At 56.7% G+C, this 26,045-nt stretch carries 20 protein-coding genes, 2 tRNA genes and 3 rRNA genes; 6 read left to right on the forward strand and 19 right to left on the reverse strand.

The window, feature by feature from the left end:
* Window positions 1-32 precede the first annotated feature (32 nt).
* Both otsA and otsB read right to left on the reverse strand, forming a co-directional pair.
* Entirely contained in the window at window positions 33-1,442 is a 1,410-nt protein-coding gene (gene otsA / locus K4O48_RS15310) for an alpha,alpha-trehalose-phosphate synthase (UDP-forming) (RefSeq protein ID WP_222909245.1), read from the reverse strand.
* Window positions 1,443-1,461: 19 nt separating this feature from the next.
* Window positions 1,462-2,232: a trehalose-phosphatase gene (gene otsB / locus K4O48_RS15315; protein ID WP_222909246.1), complete on the reverse strand. Its 771-nt coding sequence runs from the start codon at window positions 2,230-2,232 to the stop codon at window positions 1,462-1,464.
* Between the two features lie 185 nt (window positions 2,233-2,417).
* Between otsB and K4O48_RS15320 the strand changes: the two genes are divergently transcribed.
* Window positions 2,418-2,960 (forward strand): hypothetical protein, encoded by a 543-nt coding sequence (locus K4O48_RS15320; RefSeq protein ID WP_222909247.1) that lies wholly within the window; start codon window positions 2,418-2,420, stop codon window positions 2,958-2,960.
* A gap of 120 nt (window positions 2,961-3,080) precedes the next feature.
* Here K4O48_RS15320 and rimI read toward each other — a convergent pair whose 3' ends face one another.
* The 14 genes from rimI to K4O48_RS15390 form a co-directional block, all read right to left on the reverse strand.
* A complete protein-coding gene (gene rimI / locus K4O48_RS15325) occupies window positions 3,081-3,533 on the reverse strand; it encodes a ribosomal protein S18-alanine N-acetyltransferase (protein WP_222909248.1) in 453 nt (150 codons plus the stop codon).
* A 10-nt stretch (window positions 3,534-3,543) separates the two neighbouring features.
* Window positions 3,544-4,371, reverse strand: a complete 828-nt coding sequence (locus K4O48_RS15330) for an energy transducer TonB (RefSeq protein WP_222909249.1) — start codon at window positions 4,369-4,371, stop codon at window positions 3,544-3,546.
* A complete protein-coding gene (locus K4O48_RS15335; RefSeq protein ID WP_222909250.1) occupies window positions 4,368-5,915 on the reverse strand; it encodes a 2-isopropylmalate synthase in 1,548 nt (515 codons plus the stop codon). The genes K4O48_RS15330 and K4O48_RS15335 overlap by 4 nt, the downstream gene beginning before the upstream one ends.
* 248 nt (window positions 5,916-6,163) lie before the next feature.
* Window positions 6,164-6,279 (reverse strand): 5S ribosomal RNA (gene rrf / locus K4O48_RS15340).
* Window positions 6,280-6,433: 154 nt separating this feature from the next.
* Window positions 6,434-9,324: ribosomal RNA gene (locus K4O48_RS15345) — 23S ribosomal RNA — on the reverse strand.
* 253 nt (window positions 9,325-9,577) lie between these two features.
* Window positions 9,578-9,653: transfer RNA gene (locus K4O48_RS15350), tRNA-Ala, on the reverse strand.
* Window positions 9,654-9,683: 30 nt separating this feature from the next.
* Window positions 9,684-9,760 (reverse strand) — tRNA-Ile (locus K4O48_RS15355).
* A 91-nt stretch (window positions 9,761-9,851) separates the two neighbouring features.
* Window positions 9,852-11,388 (reverse strand): 16S ribosomal RNA (locus K4O48_RS15360).
* The 16S, 23S and 5S rRNA genes sit together here with 2 tRNA genes alongside, the layout of an rRNA operon.
* A gap of 573 nt (window positions 11,389-11,961) precedes the next feature.
* The gene (gene msrQ / locus K4O48_RS15365) at window positions 11,962-12,576 is read right to left on the reverse strand and encodes a protein-methionine-sulfoxide reductase heme-binding subunit MsrQ (RefSeq protein ID WP_222909251.1); all 615 of its coding nucleotides are present in this window, start codon (window positions 12,574-12,576) and stop codon (window positions 11,962-11,964) included.
* The gene (msrP, locus tag K4O48_RS15370) at window positions 12,576-13,586 is read right to left on the reverse strand and encodes a protein-methionine-sulfoxide reductase catalytic subunit MsrP (RefSeq protein WP_222909252.1); all 1,011 of its coding nucleotides are present in this window, start codon (window positions 13,584-13,586) and stop codon (window positions 12,576-12,578) included. Before msrP ends, msrQ begins: the two co-directional genes overlap by 1 nt.
* Before the next feature lie 56 nt (window positions 13,587-13,642).
* Window positions 13,643-14,476, reverse strand: a complete 834-nt coding sequence (gene pssA, locus K4O48_RS15375) for a CDP-diacylglycerol--serine O-phosphatidyltransferase (protein ID WP_222909253.1) — start codon at window positions 14,474-14,476, stop codon at window positions 13,643-13,645.
* 149 nt (window positions 14,477-14,625) lie between these two features.
* Entirely contained in the window at window positions 14,626-15,642 is a 1,017-nt protein-coding gene (ilvC, locus tag K4O48_RS15380; protein ID WP_222909254.1) for a ketol-acid reductoisomerase, read from the reverse strand.
* Window positions 15,643-15,688: 46 nt separating this feature from the next.
* Complete coding sequence (gene ilvN, locus K4O48_RS15385; RefSeq protein WP_222909255.1) at window positions 15,689-16,180, reverse strand: acetolactate synthase small subunit; 492 nt, start codon at window positions 16,178-16,180, stop codon at window positions 15,689-15,691.
* A gap of 2 nt (window positions 16,181-16,182) precedes the next feature.
* Window positions 16,183-17,907 carry an acetolactate synthase 3 large subunit gene (locus tag K4O48_RS15390; protein ID WP_222909256.1) on the reverse strand — a complete coding sequence of 575 codons (1,725 nt, stop codon included), beginning with the start codon at window positions 17,905-17,907 and terminating at the stop codon, window positions 16,183-16,185.
* A gap of 402 nt (window positions 17,908-18,309) precedes the next feature.
* Here K4O48_RS15390 and K4O48_RS15395 point away from each other — a divergent pair, with 402 nt between their 5' ends.
* Window positions 18,310-18,738 (forward strand): DUF4124 domain-containing protein, encoded by a 429-nt coding sequence (locus tag K4O48_RS15395; protein ID WP_222909257.1) that lies wholly within the window; start codon window positions 18,310-18,312, stop codon window positions 18,736-18,738.
* Window positions 18,739-18,773: 35 nt separating this feature from the next.
* Here K4O48_RS15395 and K4O48_RS15400 read toward each other — a convergent pair whose 3' ends face one another.
* The 3 genes from K4O48_RS15400 to mrcB are packed head-to-tail and all read right to left on the reverse strand — an operon-like array spanning window position 18,774 to window position 22,174.
* Window positions 18,774-19,109 (reverse strand): YqcC family protein, encoded by a 336-nt coding sequence (locus tag K4O48_RS15400; protein WP_222909258.1) that lies wholly within the window; start codon window positions 19,107-19,109, stop codon window positions 18,774-18,776.
* Entirely contained in the window at window positions 19,109-19,810 is a 702-nt protein-coding gene (locus K4O48_RS15405; protein ID WP_222912117.1) for a M48 family metallopeptidase, read from the reverse strand. The genes K4O48_RS15400 and K4O48_RS15405 overlap by 1 nt, the downstream gene beginning before the upstream one ends.
* Before the next feature lie 51 nt (window positions 19,811-19,861).
* A complete protein-coding gene (gene mrcB, locus K4O48_RS15410; RefSeq protein ID WP_222909259.1) occupies window positions 19,862-22,174 on the reverse strand; it encodes a penicillin-binding protein 1B in 2,313 nt (770 codons plus the stop codon).
* 154 nt (window positions 22,175-22,328) lie between these two features.
* Here mrcB and K4O48_RS15415 point away from each other — a divergent pair, with 154 nt between their 5' ends.
* The 4 genes from K4O48_RS15415 (at window position 22,329) to K4O48_RS15430 (ending at window position 25,959) form a co-directional block, all read left to right on the forward strand.
* Window positions 22,329-23,891, forward strand: a complete 1,563-nt coding sequence (locus K4O48_RS15415) for an AAA family ATPase (protein ID WP_222909260.1) — start codon at window positions 22,329-22,331, stop codon at window positions 23,889-23,891.
* Window positions 23,892-24,022: 131 nt separating this feature from the next.
* Window positions 24,023-24,775 (forward strand): class I SAM-dependent methyltransferase, encoded by a 753-nt coding sequence (locus K4O48_RS15420; protein WP_222909261.1) that lies wholly within the window; start codon window positions 24,023-24,025, stop codon window positions 24,773-24,775.
* A gap of 8 nt (window positions 24,776-24,783) precedes the next feature.
* On the forward strand, window positions 24,784-25,056 hold the full coding sequence (locus tag K4O48_RS15425; protein WP_222909262.1) for a TfoX/Sxy family protein: 273 nt from the start codon (window positions 24,784-24,786) through the stop codon (window positions 25,054-25,056).
* Between the two features lie 105 nt (window positions 25,057-25,161).
* A complete protein-coding gene (locus K4O48_RS15430) occupies window positions 25,162-25,959 on the forward strand; it encodes a Crp/Fnr family transcriptional regulator (RefSeq protein ID WP_222909263.1) in 798 nt (265 codons plus the stop codon).
* Window positions 25,960-26,045 lie beyond the last annotated feature (86 nt).

Genomic DNA, 26,045 nt, shown 5'->3' on the forward strand with positions numbered 1-26,045 from the left:
TTGACAAGTACATAAGCCGCAACGTCACAGCTTCAAACGGTAAACAGCGGGTTCGCTGGCACTTCCGTTCTGGGCCTTGAGGAGAACGCACGCAGGTCACGCAGGAAGTTATCGCGCCAGGCGTCCAGGTCGGCCGCACGTATGGCGCGCATCATGTGTTCGTAGCGATCCTTGCGCTCGGTAAGCGACATACGCATTGCGCGGTCGAGCGCTTCTGCCATCCCGATGCAATCGTATGGGTTGATGATCAGCGCGGAAGTCAGCTCGCGCGCGGCCCCGGCGAAGCGCGACAGCACTAGCACGCCAGGGTCCTCTGGGTCCTGAGACGCGACGAACTCCTTGGCCACGAGGTTCATGCCATCGCGCAACGGGGTGACGAAGCCGATGTCGGACTGGCGGAAAAGCCCCATAAGGGTTTTGCGATCATGGCTTTTGTTGAGGTAATGCAAAGGCGTCCAGTCGAGATCCGACAGCCAACCATTGATGTGCCCCGCCGCGCTTTCCAGCTGCTGGCGAATATGCTGGTAGGTTTTGACATCGGAGCGGGACGTCGGCGCGATCTGAACGAATTCGACTTCGCGGCGGTGCTCCGGAAATCGCTCCAGAAACGCTTCGTAGGCTTTGAAGCGCTCCACCAGCCCTTTGGAATAATCCAGGCGGTCAACACTGATAATCTTTTTGCGCGCCACGTCGGTCGTACGGCGCATGGGCTTGCGACGTGCTTTGTACGATTCGGCCAGGTCTTGAATCTCCTCCGGCACTACACCGATCGGATAAACCCCGGCACGGAAGTTCTGTCCGTAAGCCGTAATGCTGCCGTCGGGCTCAAGAATTCCTCGCACCTCACGGGTCATGTAGTCCTGAAAGGCAAGACGGTCGGTTTCAGTCTGAAATCCGATGAGGTCGTAGAAACACAGCGTCTTGAGCAGCTCGTTGTGCGGAGGAATGACAGTAAGGATTTCTGGCGGGGGAAAGGGAATATGCAGAAAGAAACCGATGCGGTTGCGGATACCCAATTGGCGACAAGCTTCGGCGAAGGGAATCAGGTGATAGTCGTGAATCCAGATGATGTCGTCGGGCTTGAGCAGCGGCTTGAGCTTTTCTGCCAGCATGGCATTGACCCGCCTGTACCCCTCGTATTCCTGCCGGCTGTAGCGAGCCAGATCGATGCGGTAATGAAAAATCGGCCAAAGGGTGGCGTTGGAGAAACCTCGGTAATACTGATCGTAATCCTGTTTAGTCAGCCCCATCGTCACATAAGTGATATTGCCAACCGTCTCGCTATGGGTCTGCGGCGTGCTGCTGACGTCACCGCTCCAGCCAAACCAGATACCGCCGGCCTGGCGTAACGCGTCATAAACGCCAACTGCAAGCCCGCCAGCAGCGACCTTCCCCGCCTTGATCGGCGCTACTCGGTTGGAAACTACTACTAGTCGGCTCATGGGACGCTCTCGCTTCAGTCTAATTTTTTGAATGTTCCGGTTGATCCAACAGCCCGCTAACCAGGCTTTCAAGCCAGGCTCCAACGGCTTCCACCGAGTCAAGCCGCTGCGTGGCTTCGGTCGGGCCGCCACCCACCTTGATGGTTAACCCGCCCAATTCGTTCACGACCTTGAATCCTGCTTCATCGGTCAGGTCATCCCCAACGAATACCGGTACTTGCCCCTTGAATGGCGCCTCCCGCATGAACGTGCGAATCACCTCGCCCTTGCTGGCTCCCCGAGGCTTTAGTTCGAAGACACACTTACCTGGTTGCAGCGCCAGGACGTCGCCATAACGCCGGACAAAGTCTTCAGCAATTGCGCGGGCGGTGCCCTCCAGCTCAGGCGAGAGGCGAAAATGCAGGGCGAAGGCAACGGTTTTGTTTTCCAGTGAGAGGCCTGAATGCCGTGCACAGGCGTGTACGAGCTCGCGCTGAATAGCGTCGAGAACGCCAAGGTCAAGCGACAGGCTTTGCACGTCCCCTTCGGCTGTCCGACGCTCGGCGCCGTGGACACCCGCCGCGGGGAGACACAATGGCGAGAGCAGATCATCGAGCTGACTAAGCGGGCGTCCAGAAATGACCGCAACGGGTATTTGGCTGACGTGCAGGTGCTCAAGTGCGACCAGCGAGCGAGGTGGAATGAAAACGAGCTCAGGGCGAGGCTGTATCTCAGCCAGCGTGCCATCGACGTCGAAGAAAAAAGCGCAGCGCCGGACCTCTAGCCCGGGTCGGTCATTTTGTTTATCCATGGTCGTTCAGACTCCAGATGAACCGCGGTGGTTCGCGCTTTTTTACCGCCCCTCAAGCGTTTAAGCACTCATGCCCAGTCCTGTGCAGCTTGGTCCATAAAGCCGGAACCGGCCAGCGGTCGGCCTGAATCTTCACCCCGACACCGGGTCACAATTGCAAGATTCAGCTTAAGCAGGAGGTTGTCATGAACGATCGCAAACCCTATACACCCACCGAGATCGACGATACAGAAGACCGCATGGGCTCAATGGAACAACTCGATTTCGACCAGCACCGCGACGACCGCAAAGGGCGCATCGGTGATGAGGTGCCCCCTGAGCAGCTCGAGGACGAATTCCCACCGGAGCGAGTAGCTGAAGCAGGCATGACCACCGGCGAGGTACCGGACGGTGATACCACAATGGACGACTTGGCACCGGAAACGCTGATCAAGGAAGACGGTGCTCGCTCACCAAACGAGCGCGGACACGGCGGCCCGGCCGACCAGGATCTGAGTGAGGTTTCCGAACATAGCATCGGCGCTGACATCGACCTGGACGAAGCGGAAGAAGCGCGCTACGACCCACTGGATGGGAAGCCGTGGGATGGCCCCGCAAAAGGCGACCCGGACACCGGGCTCGGCGGCGGTGATGCGGTGCTGCATGAAAACGATGAGCTGATGGACGACAACGAACTTGAGGGAGACGCACCCCTCGATTCTGGGCGAGACAAGGCGCCAGATCGATAAGCCTTCTCTTCCCCCTCGGACAGGTGCAGCGACCTCAACGATGACACGTAGGGATTCGCTGCGCTTTCTGAGCTTGCGTTACAGAATACGTATAAATATCAGATCAACGTGCGCCCAGGGTTAATCCAGCAGGGTGCAGGCCATCACCAGCGCGTCTTCACGTCCGTCGGCCGAAGGGTAATAGGCGCGGCGACGGCCCACCTCATTGAAGCCGAAGCGTTCGTATAGTCGATAGGCCGAGGCGTTGCTGGCTCTCACTTCGAGAAAGCACTCACGTCCGCCCCGCTCCGCTGCCCGTTGCATCAGGTGCTCCAGCAAGCGTAAGCCCAACCCACGCCCCTGGCTTTCGGGCTTGACCGTGATGTTCAGCAGATGCGCCTCGTCGATAATGACATTGATCACGCCATGACCGATCTGTTGCTGGCCCTCAAACATGACCCAGCATTCGTAGGCGCTCAGCGCATCGGTGAAGATTCCGCGGGTCCAAGGGTGGCTGAACGCAGCGTATTCGATCTTAAGGACTGTTTCGATATCTGCCGCCGTCATGGGGCGGAAGCTGACTGCATCACTCATGAAGCGCTACTCATAAACCTGTAACCCAACGCGACATGCTACGGCGTATCGCCTTCCACAGCTTGGCCTTGTGGGTCGGCTGCTCCATTAGTTCTTCGAGTCCTGGCATGGCCAGCGCCAGACCGATACCTTCAATGTTCAACTCACGGTAGCAAGCGTCCATCTCCACTTCTCCGGCAAAGCGCAGTGCCGGCAGACCTACCAGCCAAAGGCAGGCACAACCCATTTCTTCCAGCTCAGCGGCCAATACACCTTGAACATAATCCCGCGCGGCATCCGCGCCCTGTTCGAGGCTGCCACGATGGAGCAGCGGCCAACGAATCGGCTCACCATCGCCGACCTGTTTAGGGTCGTCCGGGAGCCTCGCCGCTCGGAGCATGTCTTTGAGCAGAAGGTAGGCAGGGTCACGGCTCTGAAATGAGTCGCCGGTAGGCAGTTCGACCAGCAGCAAGCAATTGCCCGCTCGCAGCAATTGCAGAGCGAAACGCGGAGGCGGCGTGATGATCCGTTGATCAATCGTAGAAGACCCAGCATCTTGAGTCTGTGCTGCGGACTTCTTAGGTTCCAGCACCGCACTGCGTGGCTTGGCCGCCCGCATCGCATCCGCCGCATAGCTTGGAACTGCTACGGATTGGGGGATGACTGACGGGGGAGTTGGCGGAGCCGGCTGAGCAATTGCCGGTTCACAATCATCCACTGATGCAAGTATTGAGTCGGGCTCGACGTAATGCACCAATTCCGGCCGTGACGGCGCGGCAAAGGGCAGCTCAGCCCTCGGTAGCCACGTGGTGATCTGCATAGCGCCGAGGAAGGCCCGACGCCGGCTTTCAGAAATCAAACGCCAGACACCTGCGGATGGGCCTTGGCACCAATCTTCATGAGATTCAGCGCGTTAAGGTAGGCCTTGGCTGACGCCACCACAATATCGGTGTCAGCGCCGTTACCGTTGACGATGCGCCCCCCCTTCTCAAGGCGTACGGTGACTTCACCCTGCGAATCGGTACCCTTGGTGATAGCGTTGACCGAATAAAGCTGCAAGGTAGCGCCAGAGTTGGCCACCGACTCGATAGCTTTGAACGTCGCATCCACCGGTCCCGAGCCCTGCCCCGACGCAGGCTGCTCTTGGCCGTCCACACTGAGAACAAGCTTTGCATCGGGCACTTGGCCGGTCTTACTCGCGACATCCAGTGCTACCAATTTGAAATGCTCTTGGACATCCTCAGCCAGCGCGTCAGAAACGAGCGATTGAAGGTCTTCGTCGAAGATTTCATGCTTCTTGTCGGCGAGCTCTTTGAAGCGGGCGAAAGCGGCATTCAGTTCACCTTCGGCAAGCAAAACAATACCCAGCTCTTCCAACCTGGAGCGGAACGCGGCGCGCCCGGAATGCTTACCCATAACCATCTTGTTGGCATTCCAACCTACAGACTGGGCGGACATGATTTCGTAGGTTTCGCGGTGTTTGAGCACACCGTCCTGATGAATACCTGACTCATGGGCGAAGGCGTTAGCGCCAACGATGGCTTTATTTGGCTGCACCGGAAACCCAGTGATGCCGGAAACCAATCTCGAGGCGCTGAGGATATGTTCGGTTTCGATGCGTGTATGAACCTTGAGCAGATCCTGACGGGTCTTGATTGCCATGACAACCTCCTCAAGAGCAGCATTTCCGGCACGTTCACCTAGCCCATTGATAGTGCACTCGACCTGCCGTGCACCCGCCACAACTGCCGCCAGCGAATTCGCGACGGCCAAGCCAAGATCGTTGTGGCAGTGCACCGAAAATACCGCCTTGTCCGCGTTAGGAATGCGTTCGAGCAACTGGCGGATCATGTCGGCATACTGGTGCGGGATGGCGTAGCCGACCGTATCCGGAATATTGATTGTACGTGCGCCTGCATCGATGGCTGCCTCGATGATTCGGCACAGAAAATCGATTTCCGAACGGCCAGCATCCTCGCAGGAGAACTCTACATCGGCGCAAAGATTGCGTGCCTTGGTCACTGCGCGTACGGCCTGCTCTATGACCTGATCGGGCTGCATTCGCAGCTTGTACTGCATGTGGATCGGGCTGGTCGCGATAAATGTGTGGATGCGACCGGAGTTAGCTCCGGCAAGCGCTTCTGAGGCGCGCTCGATATCGGCGTCGACAGCGCGGGCGAGACTGCACACAGTGCTGTCCTTGATATTGTCCGCAACGGCTTTTACGGCAGCGAAATCGCCCGGACTGGCAATAGCGAAACCGGCTTCAATCACATCGACCTTGAGCCGCTCAAGCGCTTTTGCGATACGCAGCTTCTCTTCACCGGTCATGGACGCGCCGGGGCTCTGCTCGCCGTCTCGCAGGGTGGTGTCGAAGATGATGACGCGGTCGTTGTTGCTCATGTCGAACTCCTCTCGGCCAGCCGTGCGGACTCAGGCGGCGCTGCTGTGCGGATTGTGGACGTAAACCGGCAAAGCGGGAAGCCCGAGGGACTTCATGCGTCATCTGCAGTCTGCAAAAACTGCAACGCAATGGGCTGACCTAGATTAACTACGCAGTCAGTACCAATTCAGCCCGTGGGCAGTGTCTTTTCTGTCTTGCAAAGACAAACCCCCGATACTCTTACGAGTATCGGGGGTTTGGTGTAGAAGCTTGACGATGACCTACTCTCACATGGGGAGACCCCACACTACCATCGGCGATGCGTCGTTTCACTACTGAGTTCGGGATGGGATCAGGTGGTTCCAACGCTCTATGGTCGTCAAGCAATTCGGTTGGGGAGTCGGTGTTGAGTCGCTTCCCCTAATTGGGTATGTGATGGTGTTTCGGTATTGCTGTCGCTTGCGAGCGATGCGTCTTTTCGGTTTGTTTGTCGACTTCAACCGTCTGACACACAAACATCAAATTGTTTGGGTGTTATATGGTCAAGCCTCACGGGCAATTAGTATTGGTTAGCTCAACGCCTCACAGCGCTTACACACCCAACCTATCAACGTCGTAGTCTTCGACGGCCCTTCAGGGAGCTCAAGGCTCCAGTGAGATCTCATCTTGAGGCAAGTTTCCCGCTTAGATGCTTTCAGCGGTTATCTCTTCCGAACATAGCTACCCGGCAATGCCACTGGCGTGACAACCGGAACACCAGAGGTTCGTCCACTCCGGTCCTCTCGTACTAGGAGCAGCCCCTCTCAAATCTCAAACGTCCACGGCAGATAGGGACCGAACTGTCTCACGACGTTCTAAACCCAGCTCGCGTACCACTTTAAATGGCGAACAGCCATACCCTTGGGACCGGCTTCAGCCCCAGGATGTGATGAGCCGACATCGAGGTGCCAAACACCGCCGTCGATATGAACTCTTGGGCGGTATCAGCCTGTTATCCCCGGAGTACCTTTTATCCGTTGAGCGATGGCCCTTCCATACAGAACCACCGGATCACTAAGACCTACTTTCGTACCTGCTCGACGTGTCTGTCTCGCAGTCAAGCGCGCTTTTGCCTTTATACTCTACGACCGATTTCCGACCGGTCTGAGCGCACCTTCGTACTCCTCCGTTACTCTTTAGGAGGAGACCGCCCCAGTCAAACTACCCACCATACACTGTCCTCGATCCGGATAACGGACCAGAGTTAGAACCTCAAAGTTGCCAGGGTGGTATTTCAAGGTTGGCTCCACGCGAACTGGCGTCCACGCTTCAAAGCCTCCCACCTATCCTACACAAGCAAATTCAAAGTCCAGTGCAAAGCTATAGTAAAGGTTCACGGGGTCTTTCCGTCTAGCCGCGGATACACTGCATCTTCACAGCGATTTCAATTTCACTGAGTCTCGGGTGGAGACAGCGCCGCCATCGTTACGCCATTCGTGCAGGTCGGAACTTACCCGACAAGGAATTTCGCTACCTTAGGACCGTTATAGTTACGGCCGCCGTTTACCGGGGCTTCGATCAAGAGCTTCGCTTGCGCTAACCCCATCAATTAACCTTCCGGCACCGGGCAGGCGTCACACCCTATACGTCCACTTTCGTGTTTGCAGAGTGCTGTGTTTTTAATAAACAGTCGCAGCGGCCTGGTATCTTCGACCGGCATGAGCTTACGGGGTAAACCCTTCACCCTCACCGGCGCACCTTCTCCCGAAGTTACGGTGCCATTTTGCCTAGTTCCTTCACCCGAGTTCTCTCAAGCGCCTTGGTATTCTCTACCCAACCACCTGTGTCGGTTTGGGGTACGGTTCCTAGTTACCTGAAGCTTAGAGGCTTTTCCTGGAAGCATGGCATCAACCACTTCTCCTTCTAAAAGAAGGATCGTCATCAGTTCTCGGCATTAAGATCCCGGATTTACCTAAGATCTCTGCCTACCACCTTAAACTTGGACAACCAACGCCAAGCTGGCCTAGCCTTCTCCGTCCCCCCATCGCAGTAACTAGAAGTACGGGAATATTAACCCGTTTCCCATCGACTACGCTCTTCAGCCTCGCCTTAGGGACCGACTCACCCTGCGTCGATTAACGTTGCGCAGGAACCCTTGGTCTTTCGGCGTGGGAGTTTTTCACTCCCATTGTCGTTACTCATGTCAGCATTCGCACTTCTGATACCTCCAGCAAGCTTCTCAACTCACCTTCACAGGCTTACAGAACGCTCCTCTACCGCTCATCTTACGATGAACCCGTAGCTTCGGTACCTGGTTTGAGCCCCGTTACATCTTCCGCGCAGGCCGACTCGACTAGTGAGCTATTACGCTTTCTTTAAAGGGTGGCTGCTTCTAAGCCAACCTCCTAGCTGTCTGAGCCTTCCCACATCGTTTCCCACTTAACCAGGATTTTGGGACCTTAGCTGACGGTCTGGGTTGTTTCCCTTTTCACGACGGACGTTAGCACCCGCCGTGTGTCTCCCGTGCTGACACTTGCTGGTATTCGGAGTTTGCATCGGTTTGGTAAGTCGGGATGACCCCCTAGCCGAAACAGTGCTCTACCCCCAGCAGTGATACACGAGGCGCTACCTAAATAGCTTTCGAGGAGAACCAGCTATCTCCGAGCTTGATTAGCCTTTCACTCCGATCCACAGGTCATCCGCTAACTTTTCAACGGTAGTCGGTTCGGTCCTCCAGTTAGTGTTACCCAACCTTCAACCTGCCCATGGATAGATCGCCCGGTTTCGGGTCTATTCCCAGCGACTAGACGCCCTATTAAGACTCGCTTTCGCTACGCCTCCCCTATTCGGTTAAGCTCGCCACTGAAAATAAGTCGCTGACCCATTATACAAAAGGTACGCAGTCACCTAACAAAGTAGGCTCCCACTGCTTGTACGCATACGGTTTCAGGATCTATTTCACTCCCCTCTCCGGGGTTCTTTTCGCCTTTCCCTCACGGTACTAGTTCACTATCGGTCAGTCAGTAGTATTTAGCCTTGGAGGATGGTCCCCCCATATTCAGACAAAGTTTCTCGTGCTCCGTCCTACTCGATTTCACTTCTAAGACCTTTTCGCGTACAGGGCTATCACCCACTATGGCCGCACTTTCCAGAGCGTTCCGCTAAAATCAAAGAAGCTTAAGGGCTAGTCCCCGTTCGCTCGCCACTACTAAGGGAATCTCGGTTGATTTCTTTTCCTCAGGGTACTTAGATGTTTCAGTTCCCCTGGTTCGCCTCACACACCTATGTATTCAGTGTGTGATAACCATCTTATGATGGCTGGGTTCCCCCATTCAGACATCTCCGGATCACAGTCTGTTTGCCGACTCCCCGAAGCTTTTCGCAGGCTACCACGTCTTTCATCGCCTCTGACTGCCAAGGCATCCACCGTATGCGCTTCTTCACTTGACCATATAACCCCAAGCAATCTGGTTACTGTCTATAACGTGAAGACGACATTCGCCGAAAATCCGCATTTTGCTCTCTCGAGCATCTCGCAAATTTTACCTTGACTTGAATAATCACCAGTGAAAGTGACCACTCAAATCTACTTCTATCACATACCCAAATTTTTAAAGAACAGTTACTGGCGCAAAGACCAGAAATCAATACACTCCCTAAGGAATACATTCATTTCTGTGCTTTCAAGCGATGGCGAGAATGATGGTGGAGCCAAGCGGGATCGAACCGCTGACCTCCTGCGTGCAAGGCAGGCGCTCTCCCAGCTGAGCTATGGCCCCATCTACAGATCGGCCACATCCCATGACAATTGGTGGGTCTGGGCAGATTCGAACTGCCGACCTCACCCTTATCAGGGGTGCGCTCTAACCAACTGAGCTACAGACCCAATCGTCTCTCTCGGGTCGAAACCCAATCGCTTTTCGCTAGTGAATCAAGCAATTCGTGTGGGAACTTATGAAGAAGCTGAAGTCTTCGATTAAGGAGGTGATCCAGCCGCAGGTTCCCCTACGGCTACCTTGTTACGACTTCACCCCAGTCATGAATCACTCCGTGGTAACCGTCCTCCCGAAGGTTAGACTAGCTACTTCTGGAGCAACCCACTCCCATGGTGTGACGGGCGGTGTGTACAAGGCCCGGGAACGTATTCACCGTGACATTCTGATTCACGATTACTAGCGATTCCGACTTCACGCAGTCGAGTTGCAGACTGCGATCCGGACTACGATCGGTTTTATGGGATTAGCTCCACCTCGCGGCTTGGCAACCCTTTGTACCGACCATTGTAGCACGTGTGTAGCCCAGGCCGTAAGGGCCATGATGACTTGACGTCATCCCCACCTTCCTCCGGTTTGTCACCGGCAGTCTCCTTAGAGTGCCCACCATTACGTGCTGGTAACTAAGGACAAGGGTTGCGCTCGTTACGGGACTTAACCCAACATCTCACGACACGAGCTGACGACAGCCATGCAGCACCTGTGTCAGAGTTCCCGAAGGCACCAATCCATCTCTGGAAAGTTCTCTGCATGTCAAGGCCTGGTAAGGTTCTTCGCGTTGCTTCGAATTAAACCACATGCTCCACCGCTTGTGCGGGCCCCCGTCAATTCATTTGAGTTTTAACCTTGCGGCCGTACTCCCCAGGCGGTCGACTTAATGCGTTAGCTGCGCCACTAAGATCTCAAGGATCCCAACGGCTAGTCGACATCGTTTACGGCGTGGACTACCAGGGTATCTAATCCTGTTTGCTCCCCACGCTTTCGCACCTCAGTGTCAGTATTAGCCCAGGTGGTCGCCTTCGCCACTGGTGTTCCTTCCTATATCTACGCATTTCACCGCTACACAGGAAATTCCACCACCCTCTGCCATACTCTAGCTTGCCAGTTTTGGATGCAGTTCCCAGGTTGAGCCCGGGGCTTTCACATCCAACTTAACAAACCACCTACGCGCGCTTTACGCCCAGTAATTCCGATTAACGCTTGCACCCTTCGTATTACCGCGGCTGCTGGCACGAAGTTAGCCGGTGCTTATTCTGTCGGTAACGTCAAAACACTAACGTATTAGGTTAATGCCCTTCCTCCCAACTTAAAGTGCTTTACAATCCGAAGACCTTCTTCACACACGCGGCATGGCTGGATCAGGCTTTCGCCCATTGTCCAATATTCCCCACTGCTGCCTCCCGTAGGAGTCTGGACCGTGTCTCAGTTCCAGTGTGACTGATCATCCTCTCAGACCAGTTACGGATCGTCGCCTTGGTGAGCCATTACCTCACCAACTAGCTAATCCGACCTAGGCTCATCTGATAGCGCAAGGCCCGAAGGTCCCCTGCTTTCTCCCGTAGGACGTATGCGGTATTAGCGTTCCTTTCGAAACGTTGTCCCCCACTATCAGGCAGATTCCTAGGCATTACTCACCCGTCCGCCGCTGAATCAGAGAGCAAGCTCCCTTCATCCGCTCGACTTGCATGTGTTAGGCCTGCCGCCAGCGTTCAATCTGAGCCATGATCAAACTCTTCAGTTCAATACTGCATGGGTTTTGAGAAACCCCTAAACTTGGCTCAGCAATCGCAATCTCTTCCAAAGGTCACCCTCAAGAAGAGCACTCAATGATTTCTCGTTGAGTACATTGTGATGCTGATAATCTTGCTGACTACCAGTCTTACCTCACAAGCACCCACACGAATTGCTTGATTCAGTTGTTAAAGAGCGTTTCGATCAAGTCTTTCGTCTCAACCGAGGCCGCGCATTCTACAGCAGCCTTGTATCTCGTCAAGCTGTTTTTGAAGAAGTTTTTCTTTCTTCTCAACCGCTTGCGCTTCCGATCAAGCTAGCGCCTCTCGTCAGCGGGAGGCGAATCATACAGCGTCCAAAACCGCTGTCAACCACCTCTTTCAACCGCTTCCGACCAACCTGACCGAAGCTGCCAACAGTGCGAAACCGCCACCCTGTCAGCCCGACGCATTCTACTCGAATTCGCCATCCGTGCAAGCCTTTATTTTTGCTAACTTCTTGATTTACAAGAGGTTTCGCCAAAGGCCTGCGCCGGAGAAGGTGCGCATTATAGGGGGTCAGGATGTCACGTCAATGGTTGATTTCAACTTTTATTCAACCTACTCCCTCGGCCTAGGGTAACCAACCTTTTTTCTACAGGCGGCAGACGCGCCACCAGCAACACCGCAGCAATCGACGCGTACAGGGCCCACCGGCCAGCATCGGCACGCACTACCCATAACATGTGGAGCAGCACGACCAACAGTACGGGATAAATGATCCGATGGAGCTTCTTCCAGCGCTTGCCTAGTTTGCGCATGCTCCAACGAGTTGACGTCGCGGCGAGCACTGACAGCCCCATCAGCGCAATCGCACCCACAGCGATGTAAGGACGATCAATGAGTTCCGCCGTAAAGCCGGTGAAATCGAAACCGAGAAGGAAATAGAGATAAGCCGCAAGGTGAAGCGTTGCGTAACTGAAAGACCACAGGCCTAGCTGACGGCGGAATGCGATCCATCCCGGCCACGATGTGAGCTTTTGCAGAGGCGACATCGCGAGCGACGCCAGCAATAGCACAAGAGCGCCCTGCCCCAAGTTGTCTACCAGCTCCTTGCCGGGATCAGGCCCTAGTGCAGACGTCGCGCCCTGATATGTCCAGTAGATAGGGACACTGGCTATCGCCATAAACAGAAGCAGTCGCCACCTTGGGTACCGCATTAATAGTCCTTGGTCAGATCCATTCCGGCATAGAGGCTTGAAACCTCTTCTGCATAGCCATTGAACGGAAGTGTAGGTCTGACGTTGGGACTAAATAGACTCCCTGGCAATCGCCTCTCCCTTGCTTGAGACCATCGAGGATGCGAGACCTCCGGATTCACATTTGCATAGAAGCCATACTCTTGAGGCGCCATTCTCTGCCACGTAGTAGCCGGCTGCTCCTCAACGAAACTGATACGAACGATAGACTTGATGCTCTTAAAGCCATATTTCCACGGCACAACCAGCCGAAGAGGTGCGCCATTTTGGTTTGGCAGCACACGTCCGTACATCCCAACTGCCATCAAGCTCAGCGGGTGCATCGCTTCGTCAAGTCTTAGCCCTTCGATATAAGGCCAATCGATAAGTGAAAAACCTGTACGCATCCCCGGCATTTCTTCGGGCCTGGCAAGGGTTTCAAATCGCACGTACTTAGCATTGGCGGTGGGCTCAAGGCGGCGGACTAAACCAGCGAGAGGAAAGCCGAGCCACGGAATAACCATCGACCATGCCTCGACACAACGTAAGCGATAGATACGTTCTTCAAGCTGGTCCGGAACGAAAATATCCTCGACGGAGTAGCGTCCCGGATTCGCCACCTCTCCATCGACCATGACGGTCCAAGCCTCGGTTGTCAGGTTGGGAGCGTGAGCGGCTGGGTCACCTTTGTCGGGCCCGAATTCATAGAAATTGTTGTAGTGCGTTGCATCGCGGTAGGGGGTGATGGACTCATCCTTTACCGCGATCGCGTCCCAGCGCGCCTGGGCGAGTTTCTCAGTGAACCACCCAGGCGCTTTTGCCGCCTCGACACCTTGATAGCGTTCATCCCCTGCCCGCGCCACCAATGGGAAACCAACGGATGCTGCAGACAACGCAGCGCTCTGCAAGAGACTCCGGCGACTCAGATACAAGGACTCAGGGGTAACATCCGACTCACGACAGTCACTGCTACGTGGGATCTTGATAAGCATGGTGCGCTCCGCTGCCTGAGGCTAGAACTCCAATAGACAGCCGATGACCAAAGAAATCAACTTTCAACGCGCTTGCGACGACGCATCAGATACTGCACGGGGCCGGAAACAGCATAAGCCAGAAAGATCAGCAGAAGGATCCGTGGCGGGTCACTGAACACCACAGCGAAGATGAGGACTACAATCAAGATTGCCACGAACGGCACTCGCCCCTTCAGATCGAGATCCTTAAAGCTGTAGTACTTTATGTTGCTGACCATAAGCAGACCGGCAACGGCCACCAGCAGGGCAAACAGCATCACTACGGCTATCGGCAGATCCACACCCCGAATGCCCGGTTCGTCCAATGCCCAGACAGCCCACACCGAACCGGCAACAACACCGGCCGCTGCTGGACTGGCCAGACCGATAAACCATCGCTTGTCGACTTTACCAATCTGAGTATTGAATCGTGCGAGACGTAGCGCAGCACACGCGACATAGATGAACGCGACGGTGAGCCCTACGTTGCCCAATCCTGAAAGCGCCCACTCATAGGCAAGCACAGCGGGCGCCAGACCAAAGGCAACCATGTCTGACAGCGAATCGTACTCGGCACCGAAAGCACTCTGGGTGTTGGTCAAGCGCGCTACGCGGCCGTCGAGACTATCCAATACCATCGCTACGAACACCGTCGCAGCTGCAACGTAAAAGTTGCCGTTGATTGCCGTGATAATGCAGAAGAAACCAGCGAACAGGTTGGCGGTGGTGAACAGGTTGGGGAGCAAGTAGATGCCGCGATGACGCACTTTACGTCCCTCGGAATCTTGGATTTCTTCGACATGCTCATCGATCGGCAGCAAGCTCTCCGGCTCGACTGGCTTGTTCGGCTCTTCGGAATGCTCACTCATCAAAATCTACCTTACAGCGGGTATGAATATTTTTGACCGACCCGGTCACAACGGGTTCAGCCTGACGTCAGCATCGGTTTATATCAGATGCCAGCCGACCTAACGAAAGAACGCGGCCTAGGCCGCGTTCTCTTTAAGCAGAACCGTGATCAGTTCTTGCTCTTGTCGACGATCTTGTTCGCAGCGATCCAAGGCATCATCGAACGCAGCTTCTCACCAACGACTTCGATTCCGTGGGCGGCATTATTACGGCGATAGGCTGTCATCGAAGGATAGTTCGCCGCACCCTCTGTGATGAACATCTTCGCGTACTCGCCGTCTTGGATGCGCTTGAGCGCATTGCGCATCGCGGCACGAGACTCGGCGTTGATAACCTCAGGTCCCGTAACGTACTCACCGTACTCGGCGTTATTTGAGATTGAGTAGTTCATGTTGGCGATGCCGCCTTCGAACATGAGGTCAACGATCAGCTTGAGCTCGTGCAGGCACTCGAAATAGGCCATTTCTGGTGCATAACCCGCCTCAACCAACGTTTCGAAACCGGCCTTGACCAACTCCACGCAACCTCCGCAAAGAACAGCCTGCTCACCGAACAGGTCGGTTTCGGTTTCGTCTTTAAACGTGGTTTCGATGATGCCAGTACGGCCGCCGCCAACACCGGAGGCATAGGACAGCGCAACGTTCTTAGCATTACCCGAAGCGTCCTGGTAAATGGCGATCAAGTCAGGAATGCCGCCACCTTTGACGAATTCTGAACGCACGGTATGGCCCGGTGCCTTCGGTGCGATCATGATCACATCGAGGTCGGCACGCGGTACCACCTGGTTGTAATGAATCGAGAAACCGTGGGCAAAAGCCAAGGTCGCACCCTTCTTCAGGTTCGGCTCGATCTCATCACGATATAGACGGCCCTGGAACTCGTCCGGCGTGAGGATCATTACAACATCAGCAGCAGCAACGGCGGCGGAGACGTTATCGACCTTCAGACCGTGCGCTTCTGCCTTCGCGACCGACGGTGAGCCAGCACGCAGGCCGACAGTTACATCAACACCGGAGTCTTTCAGGTTGCAGGCGTGAGCGTGGCCCTGCGAGCCATAACCAATGATCGCGACTTTCTTGCCCTGGATGATGGAGAGGTCGCAATCTTTATCGTAGAAAACTTTCATGGAATTACCCCAGTTACTGGCCGTTCGGGCCATTCATTAAATCGTGTCAGATGCTGAGAACTTTGTCGCCGCGGGAGATACCCGTGACGCCGCTGCGCACCACTTCCAGAATCGATGTGGTACCGACAGCCTGGATGAAGCTGTCCAGCTTGTCGGTCGTACCCGCCAGCTGGATGGTGTAAACGTTGGGCGTAACATCAACGATCTGCCCACGGAATATGTCGGTGGTGCGCTTCACTTCAGCGCGCTGGGCGCCGGTAGCCTTCACTTTGATCAGCATCAGCTCGCGCTCAATGTGAGCGCTTTCAGACAGATCAACCAGCTTGACCACTTCGATCAGCTTGTTCAGGTTCTTGGTGATCTGCTCAATCACCTCCTCGTGCCCAACGGTGGTCAGCGTCAAACGCGACAGTGTTGGATCTTCCGTCGGCGCTACGGTCAGGCTTTCAATGTTGTAGTTGCGCTGCGAGAACAGCCCCACAACACGAGACAAGGCGCCGGGCTCGTTTTCCATCAGCAGAGAAATGATGTGCCTCATAATCAGGTCCGCTCCGTCTTGCTGAGCCACATGTCACGCATGGCGCCATCTTTAATCTGCATCGGGTAGACGTGCTCGCTAGTGTCGACCGCGATATCCATGAATACCAGACGGTCTTTCAAGGCAAAGGCCTCCTCAAGTTTCGGCCTGAGATCTTTCAGCTCGGTGACGCGCATACCGACATGACCATATGCCTCAACCAGCTTCACGAAGTCAGGCAAGGATTCCATGTATGAGTGCGAATATCGGCTGTCGTACATCATGTCCTGCCACTGGCGGACCATGCCTAGCGCACCGTTGTTGAGGTTGATAATTTTCACTGGAAGGTCGTATTGCAGGCAGGTCGACAGCTCCTGAATGTTCATCTGAATACTGCCTTCACCGGTCACGCAGGCGACATCGGATTCAGGAAAGTTGAGCTTTGCGCCCATAGCACCGGGAAAGCCAAAGCCCATCGTGCCGAGACCACCTGAGTTGAGCCAGCGGTTGGGCTTGTCGAACCGATAATACTGAGCTGCGAACATCTGATGCTGACCAACGTCCGAGGCCACATAAGCCTCGCCCCTGGTGACTTCGCACAGCATCTCGATGACCGCCTGCGGTTTGATGATGGTGCCGTCGCCCTTGTCATACGGGAACAGGCCACGATTGCCGCGCCACTCCTCGATTTGCTTCCACCAGCTGGCAACCGTGTCGGCATTCGGCGCCTGGCCGATTTCCTTGACGATGGCGACCATCTCGGTCAGCACGCTGTCCACGGGGCCGACGATCGGAATGTCAGCCTTGATGGTCTTGGAAATGGAAGCCGGATCGATATCGATATGGATGATCTTGGCGTTCGGGCAGAACTTCGTCGCCCCGTTGATCACACGGTCATCGAAGCGGGCACCCACAGCCAGAATCACATCGGAATGATGCATTGCGAGGTTCGCGGTATAGCTGCCGTGCATACCGAGCATGCCGACGAACTGGCGGTCACTGCCCGGGTAGCAGCCGAGGCCCATCAGGGTATTGGTCACCGGCAGGTTGAGCATCTTGGCCAGCTCAGTGAGCTGTGACGAAGCACCACCCATGACTACACCGCCGCCGGCATAGATGATTGGGCGCTTGGCTGCCAGCAACAATTCGGCTGCTTTGCGAATCTGCCCCGAATGACCGCGAACAGCCGGGCTGTACGAGCGCAGCTTGGCCTTCTTCGGGTAGACGTACTCGAACTTCTCGGCGGGGTTGGTCATGTCTTTCGGAATGTCGACGACAACCGGGCCGGGGCGGCCGGACTGAGCCAGATAGAACGCTTTTTTCATCACTTCGGGTATTTCCGAAGGATGCTTGATCATGAAGCTGTGCTTAACGATGGGCCGGGAAATACCGATCATATCGGTTTCCTGGAAGGCATCGGTACCGACCATGTTGCTCGCAACCTGACCGGAGATCACCACCATAGGAATCGAATCCATATAGGCGGTAGCGATGCCAGTGATCGCGTTGGTTGCGCCTGGGCCGGACGTTACGAGTACGACGCCCGCCTTTCCGGTGGCCCGCGCATAACCATCTGCCATGTGCGTAGCCGCTTGTTCATGGCGGACGAGGATGTGCGTAACTTCCTTTTCCTTGAACAGCGCATCATAGATGTGCAGCAAGGCGCCGCCCGGATAACCATAGATGTACTTAACGCCTTCGTCCCGCAAGAAGCGGACGACCATTTCAGCGCCGGATAAAAGTTCCACGTTGATCACCTCTAAAACGCCAGATAGCCGCCCCGCGTCGGACCGGCCAGAAATAGGTTTACTGCCAGACAGCGCATGAGCGACGGTGGTCGCCGACTACGTCAGCTGCTGACTAGCGAGTATTAGGAAAGCCCCAAAGTGTTGCGGGGCGCCCCTCCCAGCGCGAGGTAACGCGTTGCGGATGTTACAAGTCGGCGCGGGTGTGCACCTCATGATTGACTGAAAGGCTCGTTTTAGCGGCCTGTCAGAACAGCAAGCATGGAATTGTTCGGATTAGCCCCGGCCAAGTCAAGCCTGCCGTTTGTCTTCCGGCTGTTTCCAGCTGTGATCCAGCGCAGAATGGAGGCGCTGGCCTTTTGCGTATAGTACCGCCTTGGTTCTGCATCCATAGAAGGGATTAGCATGCGTTTGACGATTCTCGCCGGCGGTTTTCTGCTCGCATTGAGCAGTAGTGTCATGGCCGGCCAAGTTTATAAGTGGGTAGATGCGCAGGGTGTTACCCACTTCGGCGCGCAGCCCCCGCAAGGACAACCCGCCGAAGCCCTTAGTACGGCTACAGCTCCACCCAAGCCCGCCGCCGCGCCAATCACGGTAGAGCCTACCGGTGAGACTGAGCAGCGTCAGATTGATCGCCAGGTGAAGAAAGAGGTGGCCGAACAGGAAGCAGAGCGCCAGCGCTACTGCACTACATTAAGGACCAATCTGGCGCAACTGCAGAACAATCCACGCGTCCGGGTTGAAGAGAATGGGGAAACCCGACGATTGAACGAAGAAGAGCGTCAGGCGCGCATAAGCGAAACGCAAAAGAAGATCAACGACACCTGCAAATGACCCCTTCGATACAGCGCCAGCCTTCAGGACTGGCGCTAATCCGCGCCGCCTCGACTGATCAACGCATCGAATCGTCCCAACGCCTTTAACAGTCCTGCCATCCGCTGAGGCTGGGTCTGATAGACGACCTCAGCCATCGACAAAATCCCTGAAACGGCCGGTAGCGTTTCCTCCCGCTCAAGGATGGCTTTCATTCGAGGAAGAAATATCCACTGCAACCACTGTTCGAACGACAGCGTATCTACGCAGAACGGCTCCTGACTGGCCAGGGCCCTGGCATCCGGAGCTGACGTGTCCCAAAGATCTAGCACGCGCAACTCTCGCTCAATGAGCAACAGCTGATCGGCCAGCTCCGCAACGCGAGCATCCATCACATCGCAACCTTAGCGCGTTCGCGGGCCTGCGCTGCCCCAGCAGCATTACCCTGCCGCTCGCGCGCCTGTGCGATCAGTTCCCACAGACTCGCCTGCAATGCCGGCCGACCACTGGCATAGCTCAATCCACGCCGGGAAAGCTGCTCGGCCTGAATCGCATCGCCTTGAGCCAGCCGCACCTGTGCCAGACGGTAGAGCACCTGAGGCTCACGGGGCGCAATCCGCTGGGCACGCTCAAGGCTGGACGCTGCGCCGTTCAGGTCGCCGCCACCCTGTTGTTGCTGCGCAGTCGTGAGCAAGGCCAGCACCGGCCCGTCAAGGCGCTCGTCAGCTGACAGCGTTCCGCTGCTAGAGGGAATGCCGGTTGGCGTGGATTGTGTCGGCGCCGGGGCTGGCGCGGGCTGGGGTGCGCCCCATTCCTCAGGAGTATCAGGCAATGGATCAAGAGAGCCCGAGAGGGCGCCATCCGGAGCGGCGAATGTCTGTAGCGGCTCAGAACTTTGGGGCGGCACCATGACCATGACGGCAGACTCACCCGACGCGGGGCGCACTGTTGACGCAGGCGGAACACCCGTGCGGGAGGGCTGGCGCGCCGATACCTCCTCGGAAACAGGCGCGCCGGCGTCGACGACGGGTATCGCGCCACGCTCCACGGTCGCGCAGCCCTGCACCAGCACAGCGGCTGCCACGATTGTCATCCATTGCTTGCTCACCATTCGAACCTCTAGGTATTCCATTCAGTGTGACCTTCACGGCAACCAGCCGCGAACCCAGTCCATGACCGACTCGGCCGGCGCCTGGATTCCACAACCGGGCCCGGGAGCGGGCTCGCTGCCGCGAATATAAGGAAGCTGCACGGCATCCGGACAGTTTTCCAACGTCCCCAAGCCTGTCTGAGCATCTACCCAGGCCATCTCGATATTCTCAGGCGGGGAGGCTTGCAGCGGCAATGGATCAGCACGACGCATGAAATCCCCCCAAACCTGCAACGCTCCGGTGGCACCCGTCAATGATGTCTTGCCATTGTCATCACGGCCCAGCCAGACCACCGCTAGCAGATCCTGACTGAACCCGGCGAACCAGCTATCGCGAGAATCGTTGGTCGTACCGGTCTTGCCCGCCAGGGCCACCGACTTCGGCACATAGTTGTAAGCTGAGCGACCAGTGCCTTCGAGCATGGCGCGTTGCATCGCATATTGGGTCAGATAGATCGCACCGGCATCGAAGCGCTGCTCAATCTTGAACGGATAACGACTAAGCGGCTCGCCATCCGCGGCCACAACGCTGCGAATACCGCGCAAGGGCGTGTTGAAGCCGCCGTTGGCAAGCGTTTGGTACATACCTGCGACCTCGATTGGCCGCAGTCCACCCGCCCCCAACAACATCGAAGGATAGGCCGGCCATTGTGGCGAGACCCCTAACCGCTCAAGCGTTCTCAGCACGTGAGGCACGCCCAGATCAAGGCCCAGGCGCGCCGTGGACAGGTTGTAGGAGTTCGCCAGCGCCTGATAGAGATACACCGTACCGTGAGCCGTACGTCCGTAATTCTGCGGCTTCCATACCTGACCATCCGCCCCCTTGACCGAGAACGGTTCGTCTTCCAAATGGCTGGTTAAGGTGTACTGACTAGGCTTCTCCAACGCTGCCAGATAGATGGCGGGCTTGATCAGCGATCCGATAGGACGCGAAGCGTCCAGTGCGCGATTGAAGCCGGCGAAGCCCGGCTGACGGCTGCCAAGCATCGCCTGAAGCTCACCGGTTTCCGGGTTGGTCACCAGCATCGCACCCTCAACACCCTCCGCCGCCTTGCCGAGGCGCTTTAGCGTCTCACTCATGGCTTTCTCGGCCTTACGCTGAAGGATCGGATCGAAGCTCGTGAAGACCCGCAGTCCCTCCTCCGTCAGATCCTCCTCACGGTAGTCCTCACGCAGCTGGCGCTTGACCAGATCGAGAAACGCCGGGTAAGAACTGTCGGCCAGGCTGCCCCGTTGCGTCACCCCAAGCGGCGTTTTCCTCGCGGCTGCGGCCTCTTCGGGCGTGAGGACCCGCTGCTCAGACAAAAGATCGAGAATGAGATTACGCCGCTCCAGCGCACGCTCCGGATGGCGCCGCGGGTTGTAATAAGTGGGGCCTTTAACCATGCCCACCAACAGCGCGACGTGCTGGACCTTCAGCTCGGCAAGAGGGCGGCCAAAGAAATACTGGCTGGCCAACCCAAACCCATGGATTGCCCTGCGCCCGTCCTGCCCGAGAAACACCTCATTGAGGTAGGCCTCGAGGATTTCGTCCTTGTCGTAATGCAATTCCAGCAAGACGGCCATCATTGCTTCGGTGGCCTTGCGGCTGAGGCTGCGCTCGTTGGTCAGGTAGAAGTTCTTCACCAACTGCTGAGTCAAGGTACTGCCGCCCTGTCTCACCTCACCCGCCGTGAGGTTTACCCAAACAGCACGCGCAATGGATTTTGGCGATACACCGAAGTGATCGAAAAACTCTCGATCCTCTACCGCCACCAACGTCTCGATCAGATAAGGCGGCGCCTGGTCGAGTTTGATGAGGATGCGATCCTCGTTGTGGGCCGGATAAAGCCCGCCGATGGTTACGGGCTCGAGGCGAGCCACCGGCAGCTCATCGCCGTTTGCACGATTAAGACCCGCTACAAAATCGCCGGAGAAACGCACCCTAATACGTTGTGACTCTTCCACCCCCTCGTAGAACCGAAATCCCCGGGTGTGCATTTCCACCGCATTAGCCGCTACCGACATGCTGCCAGGACCGCTCACCGCCTGTTCGCGGCGATAGCCCAGCGCATCGAGCTCGGTCAGGAAATCCTCCTTGACCAGCTTCTGCCCGACGAACAGTTCGAGCGGCCGCGCATAGACCGTCGCCGGTATGGTCCAGCGCTTGCCGGAGAACTTTTCCTGCACCACGGCATCGAGGTAAACGGCCACGCCGGCAAGAATCACCAGCGCCACAATAGATAACTTGATCGCCCATCCCAACCAGGGACGGGAGCTACCGGAACGGCGTTTGGAACGGGGGCGTGAAGAGCGTGCTTTAGTCATGGCGGCGCATTATACGCACTTTGATTTGCCCGTATGACGGCCTCTTGGCGGTTTGCAGGTGTGTCGAGGGGAGACATAATGCAGCGCTTTCAGGCTGTGTGACCCGCATCTCGATTGGCTCACACACCCATCCAACAATCTGCAAGGACTGACCGTGAGCCAAGCATTGATCGCCGCGCTGCAAAATCCGGCACTCTACCCCCACTCGGTCGATGGTTTCCGGGTCATCGAAACCCATATCTCCTGGGTCATCCTCACCGGTGCCTATGCCTACAAGATGAAAAAGCCCGTGGACTTCGGCTTTTTGAACTTTACCCACCTGGCGGATCGCAAGCATTTCTGCGAGGAAGAACTGCGCCTGAATCAGCGCATGGCCCCGGACCTGTACCTGCGCGTTGTGCCCATTACCGGAGCCGCCGACGCTCCGGTGATCGACGGAGAAGGCGAGCCGATCGAATACCTGCTGCAGATGCGAGAGTTTCCACAGACTCAGCTGATGGCCGAGGTACAAGCACGCGGCGAACTGACCGATGCTCATATTGACGCCCTGGCTGAACAGATCGCCCAGTTCCACCTCAGCATTCCTCAGGTCCCGGCGGGGCATCCGCTGAACAATGCCGACGCGATCGTTGCGCCGATGCGGCAGAACTTCGAGCAGATCCGTCCGCTGCTGAACGAGAAACCCGACCTGCAACAACTCGACGCGTTATCGGACTGGACCGAAACCAGCATTGCCCGCCTGCGACCGCTTCTGGAGCAACGCAGCCAGCAGGGTTTCATCCGGGAGTGCCATGGCGACCTTCACCTGGGCAACGCCACGATCATTGATAACAAAGTGGTGCTGTTCGATTGCATTGAGTTCAACGAGCCTTTCCGCTTGATCGATATCGCTTCCGACGCCGCGTTCCTGGCGATGGACCTGGAAGACCGTGGATTGAAATGCCAGGCCCGGCGCTTCCTCAATGGTTGGCTAGAGCGCACCGGCGACTATGCCGCGCTTGAGCTCCTCAGTCTCTACAAAGCCTATCGCGCCCTGGTTCGCGCCAAGGTGAGTCTGTTTCGGCTGCACCAGGAACAGGACGCGGTGCAACGCCGCGTGATCCTGCGCCAGTACCGCAGCTATGCCAACCTGGCAGAAGGCTACAGCGCAATTCCATCCCGTTTCCTCGCGATCACTCACGGGGTATCGGCGGTAGGCAAGAGCCACGTTGCGCTACGCTTGGTCGAGGCGCTCGGTGCGATCAGGTTACGCTCGGATCTAGAACGCAAGCGGTTGTACGGGGAACCGACGGAACGCCACGACGTCGTTGTGAATGCAGGCATTTACAGTGCCGAAGCGACCGAGGCCACTTATGAGCGATTGCATTCGCTGGCAGAAGCCGCGCTAAACGCTGGCTACTCGGTAGTGATCGACGCCACCTATCTGAAGCAGAGTCAACGCCAAGCCGCTTGGCAGGTAGCGGAGTCAACCGGCGTGCCGTTCATAATTTTGGCCTGCGAGGCCCCGGACGCGGTTATCGAGCAATGGCTGACCCAGCGGCAAGCTGAAGGCGGCGATCCATCTGACGCGACCATGGCAGTCGTCAAAGCCCAGCAAGCGTCGCGAGAGCCTTTAAGCGAGAGCGAACAGTTGCTTAGCCGATTGATCAATACGCCCGAAGCCGGCAACCTCGACGCCCTGGTCGGCGCGATTCGCCAGCGGCTTCCCGGGCTCTAACATAAGCGCTACACGGCAGAGCTAGGCGCAACGGGCAGAACCCAGCGGCGCTTCTATACTGAGACAGGTCTGCATGCGGAAGTCGACCATGTCTCACTGCGTTCTGCCATTTGCACTGCCGGGCCACCGCCATGGGTGACAGCGTCCGGCTTTTCTCGATTCGCTCCGATGAGTACGCACAGTTCCGCCCCAAGTACCCGGAGAGCCTGTTCGACTGGCTCACCGAGCAGTGCCGAAACACTCAATGTGCGCTCGACATCGCAGCCGGCAATGGTCAGGCAACACGACCGCTATCGACGCGCTTCAGCCGCGTGGTTGCCTGCGACGCCAGTTCAGACCAGCTGACCGGCCACTCGAATTGGCGGGCCGTTCAGCGTTTCGCCGCTCAAGCGGAGCAGCTACCACTACGCGACGGCGTGGCCGACCTGATGGTAGTTGCACAAGCACTTCATTGGTTCTCCACCCCGCGGTTCTTTACCGAAGCGAAGCAAGTCCTCGCTTCGGACGGCTTTTTTTGCGCCTGGTGTTATGGCCTGCTGCGGATCGAGCCCGAGCTGGACGCCGTTATCGCCCAGTTGCACGGCAAAACGTTAAGCGGTTACTGGCCGCAGGGCCGCGCCAGCGTCGACGGAGGTTATCGCGACATACAGGCCCCGTTCGACACCATCGAATCTCCGAGCTTCGCCATCGAAACCCAATGGAACCTTCACCAGCTGCTCGGCTACGTCCGCACGTGGTCTGCCGTGAAACACTGGCAGGAAGTCCACAGCACGGACCCGGTAGCCTTTTGGGAGCCCGAGCTTATGCGGCTCTGGGGTGAGCAAGAACGACTGCGAAACATTCGCTGGCCGCTTCATTTCATCGCCGGTTATCCGGGCCGATAGGAGCCATCATGCACGACGAGCTGCTGACCCTGAGAAATCTCGGCAAGACATCCGCGCAGTGGCTGCACGCCTCCGGCATCCACACTGCCGAGGATCTACGCCGGCTCGGCGCAGTCAGTGCTTACCAGGCGGTCAAGTCACGAGGATTCAGCGCATCGAGGGTGTTGCTTTACGCTATCGAAGGTGCTTTACGAGACATCAATTGGAAGGAGCTGCCAGATGCGCTCAAGAGAGAGCTGAACCAGCACCTAGACCGATGCGCCCCCGGAGACAAGAGCTAGCTCACAACCTCTACGCAGTGCGATTTACACGGCCCCACCCGCGCATTACTGTGGCCGCGCGCACTGCTCCACCCTACTGAGCTCGCTTGTCCAAGGACCGCCGTCATGTATTTACTCGGGGAACAACCGGCCTACGCCGATCAATTGATCAACCGCCTGCAGGGGATCCCCGCGCAACTTCTGGACGGCCTGACGCCTTCCGCACCGCCTATTGAAATCAAAAGCTCCGGTGACCTTGCCGCGGAGCTACCTGAGCAGCATCTCTTCATCATCGAGAGCGGATTGCTGCATGCGTTGGTGGACGAGCGGCCACTTTTCTACATGCAAGAGGGCGACCTGTTAGGACTTCGGCAGGGTAATGATTTGCCGGTCTGTCGCTATCGCAGCGAGGAATCAATCCGTCTGGTCCCCTACCCCCGCAGCGCGGTGTTCCAGCATATCCATGCGGATCAGCATAGACAGGAACTCTTTACCCAATACCTTATCGGCCAAACAGTGCTGCTCTCTGATGCGTTAGCACGGCTAAAGCAACCCGAAATTCACCCGACGACAGGCTTCCAGCATTTCGCCGCCGGGGAAGAACTGATTCGGCAGGGCGACGACGCGGACAACGTATTCATCATTATCGATGGCCACGCCGAAGCAATCGTCGACGGCCAGAAAGTTGGTGATGTTCAGCGCGATGAGATATTCGGTGCGATGGCCGTGTTCACACAGGAAAAACGCAGCGCCAGTGTCGTCGCCACGTCTGCCTGCACCGTCATGCTGATTCCAAAGGACCAGTTTCTCAGCCTGATGCACAGCAATCCAAAAATCGCTCATAGCCTCATCGAGAGCATGGCAAGACGCATCGATTTGTTGAATAAGGAAGTGACCCAGCTGCGGTTGCCGCTGAGCGCGTAGCGCCTGCTATTGCCCAGCACGCTACGGTGAACATTTGTTTGCGATTGACTGTTGACTAGCGAATGAGAATTGTTATTATTAGCACC

This window comes from Pseudomonas sp. DNDY-54 (assembly GCF_019880365.1).
Taxonomy (GTDB): domain Bacteria; phylum Pseudomonadota; class Gammaproteobacteria; order Pseudomonadales; family Pseudomonadaceae; genus Stutzerimonas; species Stutzerimonas stutzeri_P.